Annotated in this window: 20 protein-coding genes; 10 read left to right on the forward strand and 10 right to left on the reverse strand. The window is 44.1% G+C overall.

Features of this window, described 5'->3' with window-relative positions:
- Nucleotides 1-92 precede the first annotated feature (92 nt).
- Nucleotides 93-827: a bifunctional tRNA pseudouridine(32) synthase/23S rRNA pseudouridine(746) synthase RluA gene (rluA, locus tag AB4307_RS11320; RefSeq protein ID WP_102332750.1), complete on the forward strand. Its 735-nt coding sequence runs from the start codon at nt 93-95 to the stop codon at nt 825-827.
- 36 nt (nt 828-863) lie between these two features.
- Nucleotides 864-1826 carry a D-2-hydroxyacid dehydrogenase gene (locus AB4307_RS11325; protein ID WP_372131933.1) on the forward strand — a complete coding sequence of 321 codons (963 nt, stop codon included), beginning with the start codon at nt 864-866 and terminating at the stop codon, nt 1824-1826.
- 84 nt (nt 1827-1910) lie between these two features.
- Here AB4307_RS11325 and AB4307_RS11330 read toward each other — a convergent pair whose 3' ends face one another.
- From AB4307_RS11330 to argR, 4 genes are all read right to left on the reverse strand, one after another.
- A complete protein-coding gene (locus AB4307_RS11330; protein ID WP_010434405.1) occupies nt 1911-2348 on the reverse strand; it encodes a universal stress protein in 438 nt (145 codons plus the stop codon).
- Between the two features lie 107 nt (nt 2349-2455).
- The gene (locus tag AB4307_RS11335) at nt 2456-5035 is read right to left on the reverse strand and encodes a TRAP transporter permease (RefSeq protein ID WP_372098529.1); all 2580 of its coding nucleotides are present in this window, start codon (nt 5033-5035) and stop codon (nt 2456-2458) included.
- Between the two features lie 255 nt (nt 5036-5290).
- Nucleotides 5291-6259, reverse strand: coding sequence for a TAXI family TRAP transporter solute-binding subunit (locus AB4307_RS11340; protein WP_017061374.1), 969 nt, complete (start codon nt 6257-6259; stop codon nt 5291-5293).
- A gap of 342 nt (nt 6260-6601) precedes the next feature.
- Nucleotides 6602-7072 (reverse strand): transcriptional regulator ArgR, encoded by a 471-nt coding sequence (gene argR, locus AB4307_RS11345; RefSeq protein ID WP_004740827.1) that lies wholly within the window; start codon nt 7070-7072, stop codon nt 6602-6604.
- Nucleotides 7073-7404: 332 nt separating this feature from the next.
- Here argR and mdh point away from each other — a divergent pair, with 332 nt between their 5' ends.
- Together mdh and AB4307_RS11355 are read left to right on the forward strand one after the other, a co-directional pair.
- Entirely contained in the window at nt 7405-8340 is a 936-nt protein-coding gene (gene mdh / locus AB4307_RS11350) for a malate dehydrogenase (protein ID WP_009847834.1), read from the forward strand.
- A 124-nt stretch (nt 8341-8464) separates the two neighbouring features.
- Entirely contained in the window at nt 8465-8656 is a 192-nt protein-coding gene (locus AB4307_RS11355; protein ID WP_017068805.1) for a hypothetical protein, read from the forward strand.
- A gap of 110 nt (nt 8657-8766) precedes the next feature.
- On the opposite strand, the gene ispB is transcribed toward AB4307_RS11355, so the two are convergent.
- Nucleotides 8767-9738 (reverse strand): octaprenyl diphosphate synthase, encoded by a 972-nt coding sequence (ispB, locus tag AB4307_RS11360; protein ID WP_372131935.1) that lies wholly within the window; start codon nt 9736-9738, stop codon nt 8767-8769.
- A gap of 268 nt (nt 9739-10006) precedes the next feature.
- Here ispB and rplU point away from each other — a divergent pair, with 268 nt between their 5' ends.
- The 6 genes from rplU (at nt 10007) to folA (ending at nt 14012) form a co-directional block, all read left to right on the forward strand.
- Nucleotides 10007-10318 carry a 50S ribosomal protein L21 gene (gene rplU, locus AB4307_RS11365; protein ID WP_004740823.1) on the forward strand — a complete coding sequence of 104 codons (312 nt, stop codon included), beginning with the start codon at nt 10007-10009 and terminating at the stop codon, nt 10316-10318.
- A 19-nt stretch (nt 10319-10337) separates the two neighbouring features.
- Nucleotides 10338-10595 (forward strand): 50S ribosomal protein L27, encoded by a 258-nt coding sequence (rpmA, locus tag AB4307_RS11370; RefSeq protein WP_004735905.1) that lies wholly within the window; start codon nt 10338-10340, stop codon nt 10593-10595.
- Nucleotides 10596-10918: 323 nt separating this feature from the next.
- The gene (cgtA, locus tag AB4307_RS11375; protein WP_017061377.1) at nt 10919-12091 is read left to right on the forward strand and encodes an Obg family GTPase CgtA; all 1173 of its coding nucleotides are present in this window, start codon (nt 10919-10921) and stop codon (nt 12089-12091) included.
- Between the two features lie 164 nt (nt 12092-12255).
- Nucleotides 12256-13023, forward strand: coding sequence for a threonine/serine exporter family protein (locus AB4307_RS11380; RefSeq protein WP_017061378.1), 768 nt, complete (start codon nt 12256-12258; stop codon nt 13021-13023).
- Nucleotides 13023-13496: a threonine/serine exporter family protein gene (locus AB4307_RS11385; protein ID WP_017062945.1), complete on the forward strand. Its 474-nt coding sequence runs from the start codon at nt 13023-13025 to the stop codon at nt 13494-13496. Before AB4307_RS11380 ends, AB4307_RS11385 begins: the two co-directional genes overlap by 1 nt.
- Nucleotides 13497-13532: 36 nt before the next feature.
- A complete protein-coding gene (gene folA, locus AB4307_RS11390) occupies nt 13533-14012 on the forward strand; it encodes a type 3 dihydrofolate reductase (protein ID WP_017062944.1) in 480 nt (159 codons plus the stop codon).
- 74 nt (nt 14013-14086) lie between these two features.
- Here folA and AB4307_RS11395 read toward each other — a convergent pair whose 3' ends face one another.
- From AB4307_RS11395 to surA, 5 genes are all read right to left on the reverse strand, one after another.
- The gene (locus AB4307_RS11395) at nt 14087-14890 is read right to left on the reverse strand and encodes a symmetrical bis(5'-nucleosyl)-tetraphosphatase (RefSeq protein WP_017062943.1); all 804 of its coding nucleotides are present in this window, start codon (nt 14888-14890) and stop codon (nt 14087-14089) included.
- A gap of 29 nt (nt 14891-14919) precedes the next feature.
- Nucleotides 14920-15300 (reverse strand): Co2+/Mg2+ efflux facilitator ApaG/CorD, encoded by a 381-nt coding sequence (apaG, locus tag AB4307_RS11400; RefSeq protein WP_004735899.1) that lies wholly within the window; start codon nt 15298-15300, stop codon nt 14920-14922.
- A gap of 88 nt (nt 15301-15388) precedes the next feature.
- Nucleotides 15389-16204 carry a 16S rRNA (adenine(1518)-N(6)/adenine(1519)-N(6))-dimethyltransferase RsmA gene (rsmA, locus tag AB4307_RS11405; RefSeq protein ID WP_017062942.1) on the reverse strand — a complete coding sequence of 272 codons (816 nt, stop codon included), beginning with the start codon at nt 16202-16204 and terminating at the stop codon, nt 15389-15391.
- A complete protein-coding gene (pdxA, locus tag AB4307_RS11410; protein ID WP_102398245.1) occupies nt 16201-17193 on the reverse strand; it encodes a 4-hydroxythreonine-4-phosphate dehydrogenase PdxA in 993 nt (330 codons plus the stop codon). The genes rsmA and pdxA overlap by 4 nt, the downstream gene beginning before the upstream one ends.
- Entirely contained in the window at nt 17180-18478 is a 1299-nt protein-coding gene (gene surA / locus AB4307_RS11415; protein ID WP_065584690.1) for a peptidylprolyl isomerase SurA, read from the reverse strand. Before surA ends, pdxA begins: the two co-directional genes overlap by 14 nt.
- Nucleotides 18479-18485: the final 7 nt, after the last annotated feature.

An 18485-nucleotide genomic window follows, 5' to 3' on the forward strand; every position in this document is an offset into this window, starting at 1 on the left:
CGTCAACTTTTATGTACAAAAAAGACTTAAATTGTATTTTTTAATAAACAACTTGACCATAAGTTATTATTTAACAGTAACTAGAGGCTAGAATGGCGTTAGAACATTACGCACCACCGCGTGACCCCTGGATTGATATTGTTTATCAAGATGACGATATTCTTGTGGTAAATAAACCTGCTGGCTTACTTTCAGTTCCTGGGAGGTTACCAGAGCATTACGACAGTATGTGGAGTCGCCTAGTCGTGGATTTTTCAGATATTCAGGTGGTGCATCGCTTGGATATGTCGACATCGGGCTTGATGCTGCTCGCTAAACACAAACAAGCTGAGCGTCATTTGAAGAAGCAATTTCAATATCGACTGACACACAAACTCTATTACGCCCGAGTATGGGGTTCAGTAGAAGAAGCAGAAGGTTTGATTGACCTCCCTCTTATTTGCGATTGGCCAAACCGGCCGAAGCAAAAAGTGTGTTTCGAGGATGGTAAATCATCACAGACTCGTTATGTGGTAGAACAGCAAGAACTCCAAACGACTTTACTTAAGTTACTGCCAATTACCGGGCGTTCTCACCAATTGAGAGTGCATTGCATGGAAATAGGCGCACCGATTGTGGGCGATGAGTTTTACGCAACATCAGAAGCATTTGAATACAGTGATAGGTTGGCTTTGCATGCGTGTGAGCTGAGCTTTTATCATCCAGCGAATAATCAATTGTTTAAAGCCTTTGTTCCCTGTGACTTTTATCCTCAAGCATCCCCACAAATCGAACAGCACTTTGAAATTGCGCTTGAGCTTCCAGACTACAGTAAGCTAAAAGCTTAGAATGGACTGATTCATAGATCTAACCAAGGAAGAAGAATGCCAACGCTGAATGTTGTGTTTCTCGATAGAGCGACTATCCCATCTCAAATTCATTTAAAGCCTCTGAGCTTTGAGCATGAATGGGTAGAGTATGATTTCACAGCTCCTGAGCAAGTATCAGAGCGAGTTGAAGAAGCTGATGTGGTGATCACTAACAAGGTAGTGCTCAATGAGTCGAATCTCGCTGGTGCGAAAAAACTCAAGTTGATCGCGGTTTCAGCGACCGGTGTCAATAATGTCGATGTGGAATACTGCAAATCTAAAAACATTGCAGTGACAAACGTGCAAGGCTATGCGATTCAATCGGTTCCTGAACATGTCATCGCAATGCTGTTTGCACTTAAACGAAACCTTGTTGGTTATCATAAAGACATTGAGGCGGGCGAGTGGCAAAAGGACAAGCAGTTCTGCTTCTTTACTCATCCGATTCAAGATGTGGCTGGCAGCACACTGGGGTTGATGGGGAGTGGCAGCTTAGGTCAAGCCACCGCAATGTTAGCCAAAGCGCTTGGTATGAAGGTGATGTTTGCCGAGCGAAAAGGAGCAGAGTCTTGTCGAGAAGGGTATCTACCTTTTGATACGGTATTGAAGCAAGCGGATGCGATCAGTCTACATTGCCCATTGACTGATGCGACCCAAAATCTGATTTCAGAGCGAGAGCTCACAATGATGAAATCGAGCGCGGTATTAATTAATGCCGGGCGCGGAGGTCTAGTAGATGAACAAGCCCTAGTTGAGGCTTTGAAAAAACATGAGATTGCAGGCGCAGGTATGGATGTGTTTACACAAGAGCCAGCCGACAACTCAAATCCACTATTGGCTAATAGCCACTTACCGAACTTATTACTCACTCCACATGTGGCGTGGGGCAGCGACAGCTCGATTCAAAAACTGTCTGATATCTTAATCGATAATATTGATGGGTTTGTTGAGGGTAATCCGCAGAACTTAGTGAGTTGATTAAAGAATTAAATGGTGCGAACGCAAAACAAAAAAGGTTGGCCTGTAGGCCAACCTTTTTAGATTGTGTGTCGATTAAATGACTTAACCTTGCGGTTTAACCACCAATACATTGATTGGTGAGTTCTGTACTACTTTGCTTGCAACCGAGCCAAGTACCACTTTGTCGATTTTTGAACGCTTGTGGCTAGGCATGACGATAAGGTCGGCACCAAGTTTTTCAGCGTAATCTAGGATCGTTGTGTAGGTTTTGCCTTCGGCAACATGAACCTTATACACCACTTCATCATCGATGTGCTTATCGGCAAACTCTTTCAGCTGATTTTTAACATCGAGCTTCATTTGGTTCGCCGCATCTTTTGGGAAGTAAGACGCAACCATCGACATGTGAATGCCAGGTAGTACGTTCAGAATATGGATCTCAGCATTGCTGTGTTTTGCGTGCCATACCGCTAGCTCGACAGCTTTGTCTGAAAAGCCTTTGTCGTTAAGATCTACGGGAACAAGGATCTGTCTATACATGTATTCGTCTCTTTTTGAGCAGCGCTAAGTAAACACCAAACGCTGTAATTATCTTTTCCATGTAGTAAAAAAGCCAAATAGAGTAGAGCGCTACTTGGCTCTATCCATTACGCGCTAATCTCATCCTTACGAGCACGCCTTCTTTGGTTCATTGCTAAACCAATCAAAATCAGTAGGGCAGGCAAGAACACCCACTCTTTCATTGGTCGATCTGCATCTTGGATAACGGATTTAATTTCCCAATCAAAGTCAATACCAGCGGCTTCTGCAGGGCTACCGAACTCAACCATATCAACAATCATTTTGTCGTCAGCTTGTGTCAGCATTAAGCCCATTGAAGCAATACGGTCTTCACTTGTTGTTGCAGAATCTTCAAACGGAAGGCGAACTGTCTTCTCAGAATAGTTACCTTCTAAGTTTTCACCACCTACTCTCAATTCAAGTGATTGTCCCACAGATAGATTCTCTGTGATTTGAGCGATCTCAACTCCAGGTGAAAGAACTTTCTCTGGGTAAATCATGTCCCACCAGAAGCCAGGGCGGAAGAAAGTGAAGGTTAATGCAATAAGCAGCACCGTTTCCCACCACTTGTTCTTGGTGAACCACCAACCTTGTGTTGCAGCTGCGAAGATAAGTACCGCAGTCACAGATGAGAAAATCGTTAGTGCTAAGTGCCACCAAGAATCAATGCCCATCAGTAGTAGTTGAGTATTGAAGATGAACATGAAAGGTAGAATTGCGGTACGGATATCATAGGTGAAGCCTTGGATACCAGTACGAATCGGATCTGATTTCGCAATTGCCGCTGCTGCAAACGCCGCGAGACCTACCGGAGGTGTGTCATCTGCAAGAATACCGAAGTAGAACACGAATAAGTGAACCGCAATCAATGGAATGATCAAGCCGTGCGCAGCGCCTAGGGTCACGATTACCGGAGCCATCAGCGTTGATACAACGATGTAGTTCGCCGTTGTTGGCAAGCCCATACCTAAGATTAAGCTGATTACTGCAGTGAATAGCAACATAAGAATGATGCTACCGCCTGAGATAAACTCAACGAAGTCCGTCATTACTAGACCGATACCCGTTAGAGTCACCACGCCTACAACCGTACCTGCAGCCGCTGTCGCGACACCGATACCAATCATGTTACGTGCGCCTGAAACCAAGCTCTCTGCTAGGTCAACGAAACCAGCTTTGGTTTGCTCTGCAAGATCGTCTGATTTGTTCATCAGAGTCATCAAAGGACGCTGGGTGATCAAGATGAAGATCATGAATACTGTGGCCCAGAAGGCAGATAAACCAGGTGAGAAACGTTCAACCGTCAGACACCAAACTAGCACTACGATAGGCAGTAGGAAGTGTAAACCTGATTTAATCGTTGGGCCTGGATCCGGAACTTCTTTTAGATCAGCATCGATTTCCATGCCGCCTTCAGCTGCGTATTTTGCAGATACGCGAACCAGAGCAACATAAGCGATCAATAGCGCCACAGTTACGATTGGTGTTGCCGCATCGCCAAATACATCTTTCGTCCAACCCACACCGTAGTAAACCGCGGCGCTGATGACACACAGACCTAAAATGGTACCCGTGAAAGACAGTAAGCTTTGTACGATAGTTGGTGTGTGGCGACGAGGTAGGCCAGTCATACCTGCTTTACATGCTTCTAGATGAACAATGTAAATCAGAGCGATGTAAGAGATCAGAGCGGGCAGTAGCGCGGCTTTGATTACTTCTACATACGAAATGCCCACATACTCAACCATCAAGAAGGCTGCTGCACCCATGATAGGTGGTGTTAATTGACCATTGGTTGAAGCCGCGACTTCTACTGCGCCTGCTTTAGTGCCCGGGAAACCAACACGCTTCATTAGCGGGATAGTAAAGGTACCCGTGGTTACCACGTTCGCGATAGATGAACCTGATACCAAACCAGACAGACCTGATGCGACAACGGCTGCTTTCGCTGGGCCGCCTTTCATGTGACCAAGCAGTGAGAATGCAACTTTAATAAAGTAAGCACCGGCGCCAGCACGTTCTAGCATTGCACCAAACAGTACAAACAAGAATACGAATGACGTTGATACGCCAAGTGCCACACCGAATACACCTTCAGTTGTTAGCCACAGATGCGACATTGCCTTGTTCAGGCTCGCACCTTTGTGGGCAATAACGTCCGGCATGTGAGGGCCGCCAAAGGTATAAAGTAGGAATACTGCTGCCACAACCATAAGAGGTGGACCCAAAGCGCGTCGTGTTGCTTCAAGCAGTAAAACCATACCGAATACAGCCGCAACAATATCGAATGTTGTTGGTGCGCCCGATCGCTCAGCGAGTTCAGTATAGAAAATATAGATATAAGAAGCTGAAAAGCTACCTACAAGCGCTAATATCCAATCGACTGCGGGGATGCGATCCCTAGGCGAATTCTTCATGGCTGGATAAGCGGTAAAGGCTAGGAAAATAGCAAACGTAAGGTGAATTGCTCGAGCTTCAGTGTCGTTTAAAATTGCGAAGTTAAAAATGAACGGCAGCGGAGATGCATACCAAAGTTGGAACAGTGACCAACATAGAGGCACAAACCATAAAATACGGCCTTGGATACCACGAGGGCTACGCGCACCAGTATCTGATTGTGCCACCATTTCTTGCACATCTGGAGACGGTGATGTTGTCTGCGTCATGTACTTTATCCTTATTATTGATGGTCTGCCTTTTCTTACGAACAACCAAACGTTATTTATTTCCTATCTAGTGTAGTGAATGGATAGGGAAATGCGTTTTTTGTTCGTCTTTGTCTTAGGCTTGATACGAAGGTAAGTCCTCCAAATTGGAGAAACTTAAAGGGCTGTTCTTTTCACTTAAATTATTTTTATAAAACGTGAAAAGCCAATAAGGAGGGCTAGCCTCCTTATTGGTGTAGTAGGCTTAAAGTAGAGTTACTTTAGAAGGCCCACTTCTTTGTAGTATTTTGCTGCGCCTGGGTGAAGAGGGATAGAGATACCCGCTTTAACCATGTCTTCTTTTTTCAGGTTAGCAAATGCTGGGTGTAGGCGTTTGAAAGTGTCAAAGTTTTCAAATACTGCCTTAGCAACGTTGTATGCAACTTCTTCAGAAACGTCTGAAGTTGTTACCATAGTAGCTGCAACACCGAAGCTGTTTACGTCAGCGTCAGTACCACGGTACATACCAGCAGGAACTGTGCTGTAAGCGTAGTATGGGTTTTCAGCTACGATCTTGTCGATCTGTGGACCTGTTGCTGAAACCAGTTTTGCATCACAAGACGTTGTTGCTTCTTTGATTGATCCGTTCGGGTGACCAACCATGTAGATGAATGCATCAATTTTGTTATCACAAAGTGCTTGTGAACGCTCAGAACCTTTAAGTTCAGAAGCAAGCTTGAAGCTGTCGTTAGTCCAGCCCATAGCGTCCATTACAACACCCATCGTTGCACGGTCACCAGAACCTGGGTTACCAATGTTTACACGCTTACCTGCTAGGTCAGACACATTGTTGATGCCAGCATCAGTACGAGCGATGATGTTGAACGGTTCTGTATGTAGAGAGAACATCGCGCGAAGTTTCTTGTATTCGCCCTGATCTTTGAACTTACTTGTACCGTTGTAGCCGTGGTATTGCCAGTCCGATTGAACAACACCGAAATCTAGTTCACCAGCACGGATGGTGTTAACGTTGTAGATTGAACCACCAGTAGACTCTACAGAACAACGAATGTTGTGGTCTTTGCGGCCCTTGTTCACTAGCTTACAAATCGCACCACCAGTTGGGTAGTAAACACCCGTAACTGAACCAGTACCAATCGTGATGAACTCTTGAGCGTTAACAGCGCCAGCGCCCATTACAGCAGCTGCAATAGCACCAACTTTAATAAGTTTGGTAAATGCCATGAATTTCCCTTCCTTTATTCATTATTAACCCTGAAACAAGTGTAGTTGCTTCAGGAGTTTCCTATTTGGAAACGGCACCTTTTTCAATCCATGTGATGAAAAAGTGGCTGAATAATATCAAAAATTGGCAGAAAATTACTCGAATGTTAAAAGATATAGCTGAAAAATCTAACAAATGATGTCTGGATCTCGTGTTTGATTTACTACTGAGTTTTTTAAAATCAATAGTTTAGTGTGATTTTGGAAGGGGGGTATGGATATTCGAGGATGTGATTTGGATCACGAAGCGAATAGATGCTCGTGATCCATTAATAAGGCTGATAGTTATGAAACAGAGATCAATTATCCAGCGTATTCAAACAGTTCGCACACTGAATCAAACAGTTGCTTAGTGGTAACCGATAACGTTGGAGTAATGAAGATAGTGTCATCACCTGCGACTACGCCCAGTATACCTTCCGACTTACCTAGTGAGTCTAATAAACGAGCAATCAGCTGCGCCGCACCAGGACCTGTGTGTATCACCACCAATGCATTGTTGTGGTCAATATCTAGTACTAATTCTCGTAAAGAGCTAGAAACGGTCGGAACACCTAGCTCAGCAGGAAGACAGTAAACCATCTCCATTTTTGCGTTACGAGTTCGAACGGCACCAAACTTGGTTAACATACGCGAGACTTTAGACTGGTTGATGCTTTCAAAACCTTCGTGTTTTAGAGCATCAACAATTTCGCCTTGTGAGCCAAAACGTTCTTCTTTTAGTAAGGCTTTAAATGCACGAACTAAGTTGTCTTGCTTTTCTGTATTGCGCATATGTCATTCTTATTCATTAACAAAGATGTTTGCATATTCTCGCATACATATTCAATTTTAGCCAAAACATCCCTGTAATTTGTTAGTCATATCACTGTAAATATTTAATAGAATAATGTGTTATTTGCGACGACTTATTTTGTTATTTCAGTCGATTATCGCCATAATGCGAACTTGCTGTGTAGCACGGTTTTATTGACTTGCGCGAAGTCGCAAAGCTAGCGTTAATTGATTGTAATCACTTTGTGATTAATATAGTTTTTTAACTTAGATTTAGCTCAAGAATTACCCTACAAAGAATCTATAAGAGAAAGCTCTCAAGGAGAATAACAATGAAAGTAGCTGTTATTGGTGCCGCTGGTGGCATCGGTCAAGCCCTAGCCCTACTACTTAAGAACCGCCTACCTGCTGGTTCAGATCTTGCACTTTACGACATCGCTCCGGTAACACCGGGTGTTGCTGCCGATCTTAGCCATATCCCAACGCCTGTTTCGATCAAAGGTTACGCGGGTGAAGATCCAACACCAGCACTAGAAGGTGCGGATGTTGTACTTATTTCAGCGGGTGTTGCTCGTAAGCCTGGTATGGATCGTGCGGATCTTTTCAATGTGAACGCTGGCATTGTTAAGTCTCTTGCAGAGAAAATCGCAGTTACTTGTCCGACTGCTTGTGTTGGTATCATTACTAACCCAGTAAACACAACAGTGCCAATCGCGGCTGAAGTACTGAAGAAAGCGGGCGTTTACGACAAGCGTCGTCTATTCGGTATTACGACTCTTGATGTGATTCGTTCTGAAACGTTCGTTGCTGAACTAAAAGACAAAGATCCAGGCGACATCCGTGTTCCTGTTATCGGTGGTCACTCAGGCGTAACGATTCTTCCTCTACTTTCTCAAGTTGAAGGCGTAGAGTTCACTGATGAAGAAATTGCAGCGCTAACGACTCGCATCCAAAATGCAGGTACTGAAGTAGTAGAAGCTAAAGCTGGCGGCGGCAGTGCGACACTGTCTATGGGTCAAGCGGCTTGTCGTTTCGGTCTTGCACTAGTTAAAGCACTTCAAGGTGAAGAAAACGTGATTGAATGTGCATACGTTGAAGGTGAAGGCGAGCACGCTCCATTCTTCGCACAGCCAGTTAAACTAGGCAAAGAGGGCGCTGAAGCGATCCTTAGCTACGGTGAGCTAAGTGACTTCGAACGTAACGCTTTAGATAGCATGCTTGAAACGCTAAATGGTGACATCGAGATTGGTGTTGAATTCGCTAAATAAGCGAAACGCTATTTAACTCAGACTTAAGCTAATTAATAAGGGCCGGTCATTATGATCGGCTTTTTTGATCCTGAAGTTCAAGCTACTCGTATTTAGCTTTACAATTAATGTGAAGGTAAATGTTATGGCTACTGTTCAGAAGGGTATGAATGTCGAATATTTGGGGCACTTAGGAAAAGTATTGGTAATTGATGAGCAAGAGCAGTACGCGCTAGTAGAGACTTACAACGGGCAAGAGCAGTACGCGGTGCCAATGGAAGAGCTTGAAGAGATTGAAGCACAACTGCCGTTATCATTAGAAGCCAGTCGATATTGAATTTGGCTCACCTACAAATATTTGTTGAAAACCAAAAAAAAGAGCCCTGAGGCTCTTTTTGTTATTTATATAGAAGCTAGAAGCTAGAAGCGAGTTGTCTATTAACCTGCTTACTTACTGCGTTTAACAGCTAAGTGTGCGAGCGTGGTTAGCGCTTGCTTATATTCTGAGTCAGGAAGTACAGAAAGCTCATCGATGGCTTTATCGGCCTCTTCGTAGGCTTTATTTGTTGTGTACTCTAAAGAGCCTGTCTCTTTCATTACAGCCATAATATCGTCAAGACGTTCCATGCCGTTCGCTTTCTCAATCGCTTCACGAATCATGCTTGCTTGTTCAGGAGAGCCATTATGCATTGCGTAAAGTAGAGGCAGTGTTGGTTTGCCTTCGGCTAGATCGTCACCAACGTTTTTACCCATCTCTTTACCATCTGCAGTGTAATCCATCACATCGTCAATCAGTTGGAAAGCGGTGCCTAGGTATTTACCATAGTTCTGCATTGCTGTTTCGATCTCTGGTGATGACTCAGTAAGAATCGCACCGATTTGGGTCGCAGCTTCGAACAAACGAGCAGTCTTAGAGTAGATCACCTGCATGTAGCTTTCTTCTGTGGTGTCTGGGTTATTGCAGTTCATTAATTGTTGAACTTCACCCTCGGCAATCACGTTTACCGCTTCACTCATTAGCTCAAGGATCTTTAAAGATCCTAGCGTTGTCATCATTTGGAATGAGCGTGTGTAGATAAAGTCACCCACCAAAATGCTAGCGGCATTACCAAAAGCGGCATTGGCCGTCGCTTTACCGCGTCTCATGTCTGATTCATCGACAACATCGTCGTGAAGCAGGGTTGCGGTGTGAATAAACTCGATAAAGGCTGCAGAGGTGATATGAGCTTCACCTTGATAACCAAGTGCGCGAGCAGATAAAAGAGCAAGCAAAGGGCGTAGGCGTTTGCCACCACCGCTAACGATATAAAAACCAAGCTGGTTGATTAAACTTACGTCAGAATTAAGTTGGGCTTGAATTGTTTCATTCACTTTTGCCATATCATTGGCAGTAAGCGTTTGGATAGCTTTAAAATCCATTGTTCATCCGGCTGAAGTTAGACCCTGTAAGGCTTATACGTTGTATTTAATTGTTGAATAATACACTAAAAAACGTTGATTAATACATCGCTAAAGGGCATGATTGCCGCACTTTTCTTTGGCGAACAGGTTTTCGCCAATTTTTTAAAAATATGGCTTGTCATAGCGCCATGATTCCCGTAGAATCTGCGCCCTATTGATTAGTTTAGCGCACACCCGAGTTGTACAATTAACAACCATAGGCTGTGCGGAAAAAGCGGAGTAAAATATGTACGCTGTTTTCCAATCTGGTGGCAAACAACACCGAGTAAGCGAAGGTCAAACACTTCGTTTAGAGAAATTAGACGTTGAAACTGGTGCAACTGTTGAATTTGATAAAGTTCTTCTTGTTGCTAACGGCGAAGAAATCGCTGTTGGTGCACCTCTTGTTGAAGGTGGCAAGGTTACTGCAGAAGTAGTACAACACGGTCGTGGCGATAAAGTAAAAATCGTTAAGTTCCGTCGTCGTAAGCACTCGCGTAAGCAAGCTGGTCACCGTCAGTGGTTCACTGAAGTGAAAATCACTGGCATTAACGCTTAAGTATTAGGAGAGTTTAACAATGGCACATAAAAAAGCTGGCGGTTCTACTAATAACGGCCGCGATTCAGAAAGCAAACGTCTTGGTGTTAAGCGTTTTGGTGGTGAATCTGTTCTTGCAGGTAACATCATCGTTCGTCAACGTGGTACTAAGTTCCACGCTGGCACAAACGTTGGCATCGGTAAAGACCACACTCTTTTCGCTCTTACTGAAGGTAAAGTGAAATTTGCTGTTAAAGGTCCTAAAAACCGTAAGTTTGTAAGCATCGAAGCTGAGTAATTTAATCTTTAACTAGATTATTTTATTAGCTTTCAAGCTGAATTCAAAAGCCCTGCCGATTCGGCAGGGTTTTTTATTTATAGCAAGAATAAAAAAGCAGACGCTCTTGTTTTGGTTTTGAGAAGCCGTTTTATTTTTTGATAAACAGATTAGTTTTTAAGAAGCCGTTTGTTTTTAAGAAATAAGAAGCAAAGAACCTCTCCTTATTTGTTCCTTGGTTGCAGGTCGGCCTAGATCTTAGGTGATCGATCTAAACACGGATCTGCTAGAATTTATATCACTCCTTGATGAGTGGTAACGCAACGTAAGTGCGGAGTTAAAAAATGAAATTCGTTGATGAAGCGGTAGTAAAAATAGAAGCCGGTGATGGCGGTAATGGTACAGTTAGCTTTTGGCGCGAAAAATTCGTCGCTAAAGGTGGTCCTGATGGCGGCGACGGTGGTGACGGCGGTGATGTTTACATCCAAGCGGATGAGAACTTAAACACACTGATCGATTACCGTTTCCAACGTTTTTACAATGCAGAGCGTGGCGAGAATGGTCGCGGCGGTAACTGTACTGGTAAACGTGGTAAAGACATTACGCTGAAAGTACCAGTTGGTACGCGTGCAGTTGATATCCACACCAACGAAATCGTTGCTGAAGTTGCTGAACACGGCAAGAAAGTAATGGTTGGTAAAGGTGGTTGGCACGGTCTTGGTAACACGCGTTTTAAATCGTCTGTTAACCGCGCTCCTCGTCAAAAGACAATGGGTACTAAAGGCGAAGTTCGTGAACTGCGTTTAGAGCTTCTTCTATTAGCTGACGTTGGTATGCTTGGCCTACCAAACGCAGGTAAATCTACTTTTATTCGTTCAGTATCTGCTGCGAAACCAAAAGTGGCTGATTACCCGTTCACTACTTTGATCCCAAGCTTGGGTGTGGTAAGTGTTGTCCCTGAAAAGAGCTTCGTTGTTGCCGATATCCCAGGACTAATCGAAGGCGCAGCTGATGGCGCTGGCCTTGGTATCCGATTCCTTAAGCACCTTGAGCGTTGTCGTGTTCTTCTGCATATGATCGACATTATGCCGATCGATCAATCTGATCCTATTCAGAATGCACTAACGATCATCGATGAGCTTGAGCAATACAGTGAAAAAGTTTCACAAAAACCTCGCTGGTTAGTGTTCAATAAAGTTGACCTAATGCCAGAAGACGAAGCAGACGAAAAGATTCAAGAAATCATCGATGCTTTGGGCTGGGAAGGCGAGTACTTCAAGATCTCTGCTGTGAATAAAATCGGCACCAAAGATCTTTGCTTCAAACTAGGTGAGTTTATGGAAAACCTACCTCGTGAAGTTGTAGAAGTTGAAGAAGAAGAAAAAGTAGACTTTATGTGGGATGACTACCATAAAGATGCGATGAGCGGTAAGAATGTCGTTACTGAAGATGACGACGATTGGGACGATTGGGATGACGAAGAGGATGACGGCCATGTTATCTATGTTCGTGACTAATCCTCTTAGTTTCTCATAACGCATCGGTCGCTTCTTACGAGTACACTGATAGTTTTATTAAACCGCAATGAAAATTGCGGTTTTTTTGTATCTAAATCATGACGTCTTACTGTTTTTTATGCAAAATTTATCTTTAGATAATTAACGCCTATGGGAAGGAAATCATGGCATCAAAGCAAAGAGCGATCTCAAGACTCGTCGCTCAATCAGGACAAATGTTATTGGCGCACGGGGCAGAGAGCACACTGGTCGGCGATATCATGCGTCGCATCGGTATTGCTTGTGGGGTGAATGAGGTTGAAGTCGCACTGTCAGCCAATGCGCTTGTTGTAACTACCGTAATGGATGATCACTGTATTACCACTACTCGAAGTTGTGCTGATCGTGGCATTAACATGCAGGTTATCACCGACATTCAACGCATTTGCATCATGATGGAGAAGGGAATTCTCGATTATGATTTGGCGTATAAAAAGATTCAAAACATCAGCCCCGAGCGCTACAACCGTTGGTTAGTGGTTGTGATGATAGGGTTGTCGTGCGCCTCTTTTAGCCACCTTGCGGGCGGAGACTGGCAAGTCTTCATGATGACTTTTATTGCTTCAGCTTGCGGTATGATCGTCAGGCAAGAGATTGGGCACCGCCATTTCAATCCGCTATTAAACTTTGCTATCACAGCATTCGTTACCACGACCATTTCAGCTCAAGCCGTACTTTACAATATTGGCGGCCAACCCACGATCGTGATGGCTTCATCTGTATTAATGTTAGTACCTGGTTTTCCTCTGATTAACTCCGTCGCTGATATGCTTAAAGGCCATATTAATATGGGGTTAGCGCGCTTTACCATGGCCAGCTTATTAACTCTGGCGACGAGCTTGGGCATTGTCGCGGCGATGAGTCTATCAGATGTTTGGGGGTGGGCAAGCTAATGAGTATTTTCGAACTGTTTTTAGGTCTGCTCAACGATATGTTTTTCGCCGCTATTCCTGCGGTTGGGTTTGCATTGGTGTTTAACGTTCCGCAACGTGCTTTAATTTATTGTGCACTCGGTGGTTCTATCGGTCATGGTAGCCGGTATCTGATGATGCACTTTGGTATTCCAATCGAATGGGCGACGTTCTTCGCCGCAACCGTGGTTGGTATGATAGGGGTTCATTGGTCACATAAACTGTTAGCACATCCGAAGGTGTTTACGGTTGCAGCTCTAATTCCTATGGTGCCAGGTGTGTTCGCCTTCAAGGCGATGATTGCGATGGTGGAGATTAACAGGGCAGGCTACACGCCTGAGTTGTTGGCAATGTTGATGGAGAACTTTTTAAAATCGATGTTCATTATCGCAGGGTTGGCGGTTGGCTTAGCTGTGCCAGGGCTGTTATTCTATCGCCGTAGACCTATCGTTTAGCGTTAATTTTCTTTTTAGGGACAGGACTTTCGATTTATGATCATCAGCATGATAGCGGCAATGGCAAACAACCGTATAATTGGTAAAGACAATCAGATGCCTTGGCATTTACCTGCGGATTTTGCATGGTTTAAACGCTCGACTATGGGTAAACCAGTCGTGATGGGACGTAAGACCTACGATTCTATTGGACGCCCTTTGCCGGGTCGGTTGAATGTCGTAATCAGCCGTGATGAGAGTTTAAAGATTGAAGGTGTAACGACGGTAACTTCTATTGAACAGGCTCTAGAGCTACTCAGTGATGTTGAAGAGGTGATGATCATTGGTGGCGGCTCTATTTATGAGAGCTGCTTACCTAAAGCGGACAAGTTGTATCTGACTTACATCGATTTCGCCGTCGATGGAGATACACAATTTCCTGACTGGGGTGAAGGTTGGAAGCAGAGCTTTAACGAGAGCTATCAAGCTGACGAGAAAAACAAACACAACATGGAGTTTGTGATTCTCGAGCGTTAACTGTGGTTATCAATAGCTAGTCTCTGAAAAATGCTTGCGTTACCCTACCAAGGTAGCGCAAGTTTCTCGTATCTTTATAGCGCTTTCTGAGTGAAAAACTGTTTATCTTCCCAGCGAAGAATTGTCAATTCACCTCCCCAGACGCATCCAGTATCAAGTCCAATTACGTCTTTTCCGTTATAGCCTTCAAGCGCAGCCCAGTGTCCAAAAACAACGGTTTTATCGAGCTTTATGCGTTGCGGAAGGTCAAACCATGGCACTAATGGTTCATCGGTAATCTCATTCGGTGGTAGCTTACATGCCATGTCGAGACGGCCATCTTCAAAACAGAAACGCATTCTTGTCAGGCTATTGATCGCATAGCGATAGCGCTCAATATCATGTAAATCCTGATGCCATAAATCAGGCGCGTTGCTGTACATGTTTTCGATTAGCCATTGCCATTTATCGGACTTTAACAAGGATACGATCTCTCGATTTTCAACACGTGCTCTTTCTAGATTCCACTGCGGTGAGATACCCGCATGGCACATCACGAACTCTGGGTGTTCTTGAAGCAAAGGCTGTTGTCTTAACCATTCGATTAGCAGTTCACGATCTTCAGCATCAAGAATCGCTTGAGTCTTATCTTTTGGTTTCGCTGGAAATAGTCCTAAGGACACCGCCAGAAGATGTAAGTCGTGGTTGCCTAATACAACCTTAGCTGCGTCACCAAGGTTACGAATAAAGCGTAACGTCTCCAATGATTTAGGGCCTCGAGCAACTAAGTCTCCGGCGACCCATAAAGTATCTTGGTGTTTATCAAAGTTAATTTTTTCAAGTAGTCCTTGAAGTTCGTCGAAGCACCCTTGGATGTCTCCGACAATGTAATTCGACACAATAATTTCCTGTAGATACGGATGTACGGCTAATTAAGAATATTAGGGATTGCGAGTCTGAATGGGTCAACTTCGGTAATAAAATCAATGCCCTTGTTATCGGTCATCACATAGTGACCTTGCATAACGCCAACAGGGGTTTCGATGACCGTACCACTTGTGTAGGTGTACTCGTCGTTGGCTTCAATCACGGGTTGTTGGCCAACTACACCATCACCCTCAATGGTGAGCTGCTTGCCGTTAGAGTCGGTAATTAACCAGCGGCGAGACATAAGTTGCACCGTTGTTTTACTTAGATTTTTGATGGTAATAATGTAGGCGAAGACATAACGATTCTTCGTTGGCTCAGATTGTTCTTCTATGTACTTAGAGTGAACCTGGCATTTGATACAAGGCGTAGATATATCCATATTCGCACCTTTTGTTGTTGATATACTTAATGTAATTAAAGTATTACATAAAAAAGGCTCCTAACCGAAGTGTAGGAGCCTTTTTTATTTATTTGTCAGCGTTATGACTGTCGTACAACCAGTTTGCCATGTCGACAAACTGCTCGAGCGTTAAGTTCTCAGGACGCATGCTTGGGTTGATACCTAGCTCTTCAAGCACTTCCTTATCGATTAAGCTCTTGTAGCAGTTACGAACTGTTTTACGACGTTGGTTAAAGCCTTCACGACATACGCGATCTAGCCATTTCAGATCTTTTGCCGGATAAGGCAGCACTTCGTATGGCTGTAGGCGCACGACTGCTGAGTCTACTTTCGGTGGCGGAACGAAGGCCGTTGGTGGAACTTCTAACACAGGCGTTACTTTACAGTAGTATTGAGCCATTACAGTAAGACGACCGTAAGCTTTACTGCCAGGGCCAGCAGCTAGACGGTTAACCACTTCTTTTTGAAGCATAAAGTGCATGTCTTGCACGTCTTTATGGAATTCAAAAAGGTGGAACATCAATGGTGTAGAGATGTTGTATGGCAAGTTACCGAAGATACGTAGCTTATTGTTTGGCTTAACCAGTTCTTGGAAGTCAAACTTCATCGCATCACCTTCACGGATCGTTAGCTTATCAGCCAGATCTGGATGGTTACGAAGACGTTCTGCAAGGTCTCTATCCAATTCGATAACAGTAAATTTATCGACAAGCTTACCCACAGGCTCAGTAATTGCGCCTAGACCAGGACCGATCTCTACCAAGTTTTGACCTGGTAGTGGGTTAATACTCGATACGATGCCATCAATAATGTATGGATCGTTAAGGAAGTTTTGACCAAAACGTTTACGCGCTTTGTGCCCTAAGTGGACATCATTTCTCATTGCTTTTTCTCTACTAATTCAATGGCGTGCGTGAGCGCTGTTCTAAAGCTCCCTGTATCGGCTTGGCCTTTCCCTGCCAAGTCTAAGGCGGTACCGTGGTCGACTGATGTGCGAATAAACGGTAAGCCAAGCGTGATGTTCACTGAGCGACCAAACCCTTTGTATTTCAATACCGGGAGTACTTGGTCGTGATACATACCTAAAACAGCATCTGCATCTTGCAAATATTTTTCATTAAAGATGGTGTCTGCTGGCAATGGGCCAACTAAATTGATGCCATCTTCTTGGCGAATTTTTTCTAGCGTCGGGGTGATGGTTTCAATCTCTTCACGCCCTAAACAACCATCTTCACCAGCATGTGGATTCAAGCCACACACATAGATAGTTGGTTTCTCAATAGCAAATTTTTCAACCAAGTCTTTATTTAGAATAGCAATAATTTGCTCTAATCTGTCTTCGGTCACAGCTTGAGATACATAAGCTAGTGGGATGTGCGTTGTTACTAGCGCAACACGCAGCCCTTCAGTTGCCAACATCATCACCACCAGTGGTGTATTGGACTTCTCTGCAAAGAACTCGGTATGGCCGCTAAAAGCAACGCCAGCTCGGTTAATTACACCCTTGTGAACGGGGCCGGTGACAATAGCATCAAATTCATCATTCATACAGCCAATTGCTGCGGTTTCTAAAGTATTTAATACGTAATGACCATTAGCCTCATTGAGTTGACCTGCAACTGCCGTTTCAGCAAGTGGAACGTGTTTCACTACCAGTGTGCCAGCGCGTTGCGGTTGCTTAGCTGCATTTGCATCGTAGTCCAGAAGATCGACTTCGATACCAAGAATTTTAGCTCGCTCGGATAGCAGTGTTTTATCAGCACAAACCACGAGTTGATGAGGCCAACTTTCTTGAGATAGAGCCAAAGTTAAATCTGGGCCTATCCCTGCTGGTTCACCTGCGGTTATGACAATACGTTTAGTTGTTGTCATCTTGGTCGTCCTCAACCATCTCAACAAAGGCACTTGCTCTTACTTCTTGTAGCCAAGCACCAGCTTCTTCGTTGAATTTACGGTTAAATAGAATTTGGTAAGCTTTGTTTTTCAAAGCTGAATCGGTACGGTCGACTTCGCGACGGTCTAGTACTTCAACAATGTGCCAACCGTGTACGGTTTTGAATGGCGCACTGATTTTGCCTTCTGGTAGCGTTTCTACTTGGTGTTTGAATTCTGGTACATACAAATCTGGTGTTTGGTAGCCTAGCTCACCATCTTGTACTGCAGAACCTGGATCTTGGCTGTATTGCTGTGCAAGGTCGCCAAAGCTCGCTTCACCTGTGTTTACGCGGCGCGTGATCTCTTCAAGTTGTTCTTTCGCGCCATCGTCACTCAAGATTACGGTTGGCTTAATCAAGATATGACGAGCATTCACTTCCGTTACTGCTACGGTTTCTAAGCCTTTCACATCTTCAATTTTTAGAATGTGGAAACCTACACCGCTACGGAAAGGACCGATGATGCTGCCTTTATTTTGCATTTTGATCTGGTCAGCAAAAATGGTTGGCATCTCTTCTTTACGCATCCAACCCCAATCACCACCTTGCAGCGCTTTAGGACCCTTAGAGTAAGTATATGCCATGGTGCTGAAATCTTTGCCTGAGTTCAGTTCTTCAACCAGTTCAGTAGCTTGAGCTTCTAACTCTTCTTTGGTTTGGTCATCATTAAAGCGCAGTTGAATGTGGCCAATTTTATATTGAACGGTCGCGTTAGTCTCTTGCGCTAAGATATCTGCTAGGTTATCAACTTCCGCAGGAAGAATATTGATACGGCGACGAACTAAGGCGTTACGAGCTTCACTTGCTGCAATCTCTTTTCTTACTTGCTCTCGAAATGCATTGTAGCTAAGGCCTTCTTCAGCAACCGATGCGGTAAGTTGTTCTACCGTTTGGTTGTTGTCTTTAGCGATACCTTCAATTGCTTGATCAAGTCGAGCATCATCAATACGAACACCGATACGTTCTGCTTCTTGAGTTTGAATAGTATCGATGATCAGTTTTTCTAGTACTTGCTCATTGAGCACATCTTGCGATGGCAGTGTTTGACCGCTTTTTTTTGCGTTGGCACGCAGTGTCTTCATCGAAGCATCGATGTCGCTTTGTAAGATAACGCCTTCGTTAACGATAACTTTTACGCTGTCTAGCTCAACCGGTGCTGCAAAGCTTGTTGATAAAGTACAAGTCGCTGCAATAGCAATTAATGTGCGTTTCCACAATGTCATGTGTAAT

The sequence above is a fragment of the Vibrio sp. 10N.261.52.C2 genome, from assembly GCF_041471425.1.
GTDB lineage: Bacteria > Pseudomonadota > Gammaproteobacteria > Enterobacterales > Vibrionaceae > Vibrio > Vibrio crassostreae_C.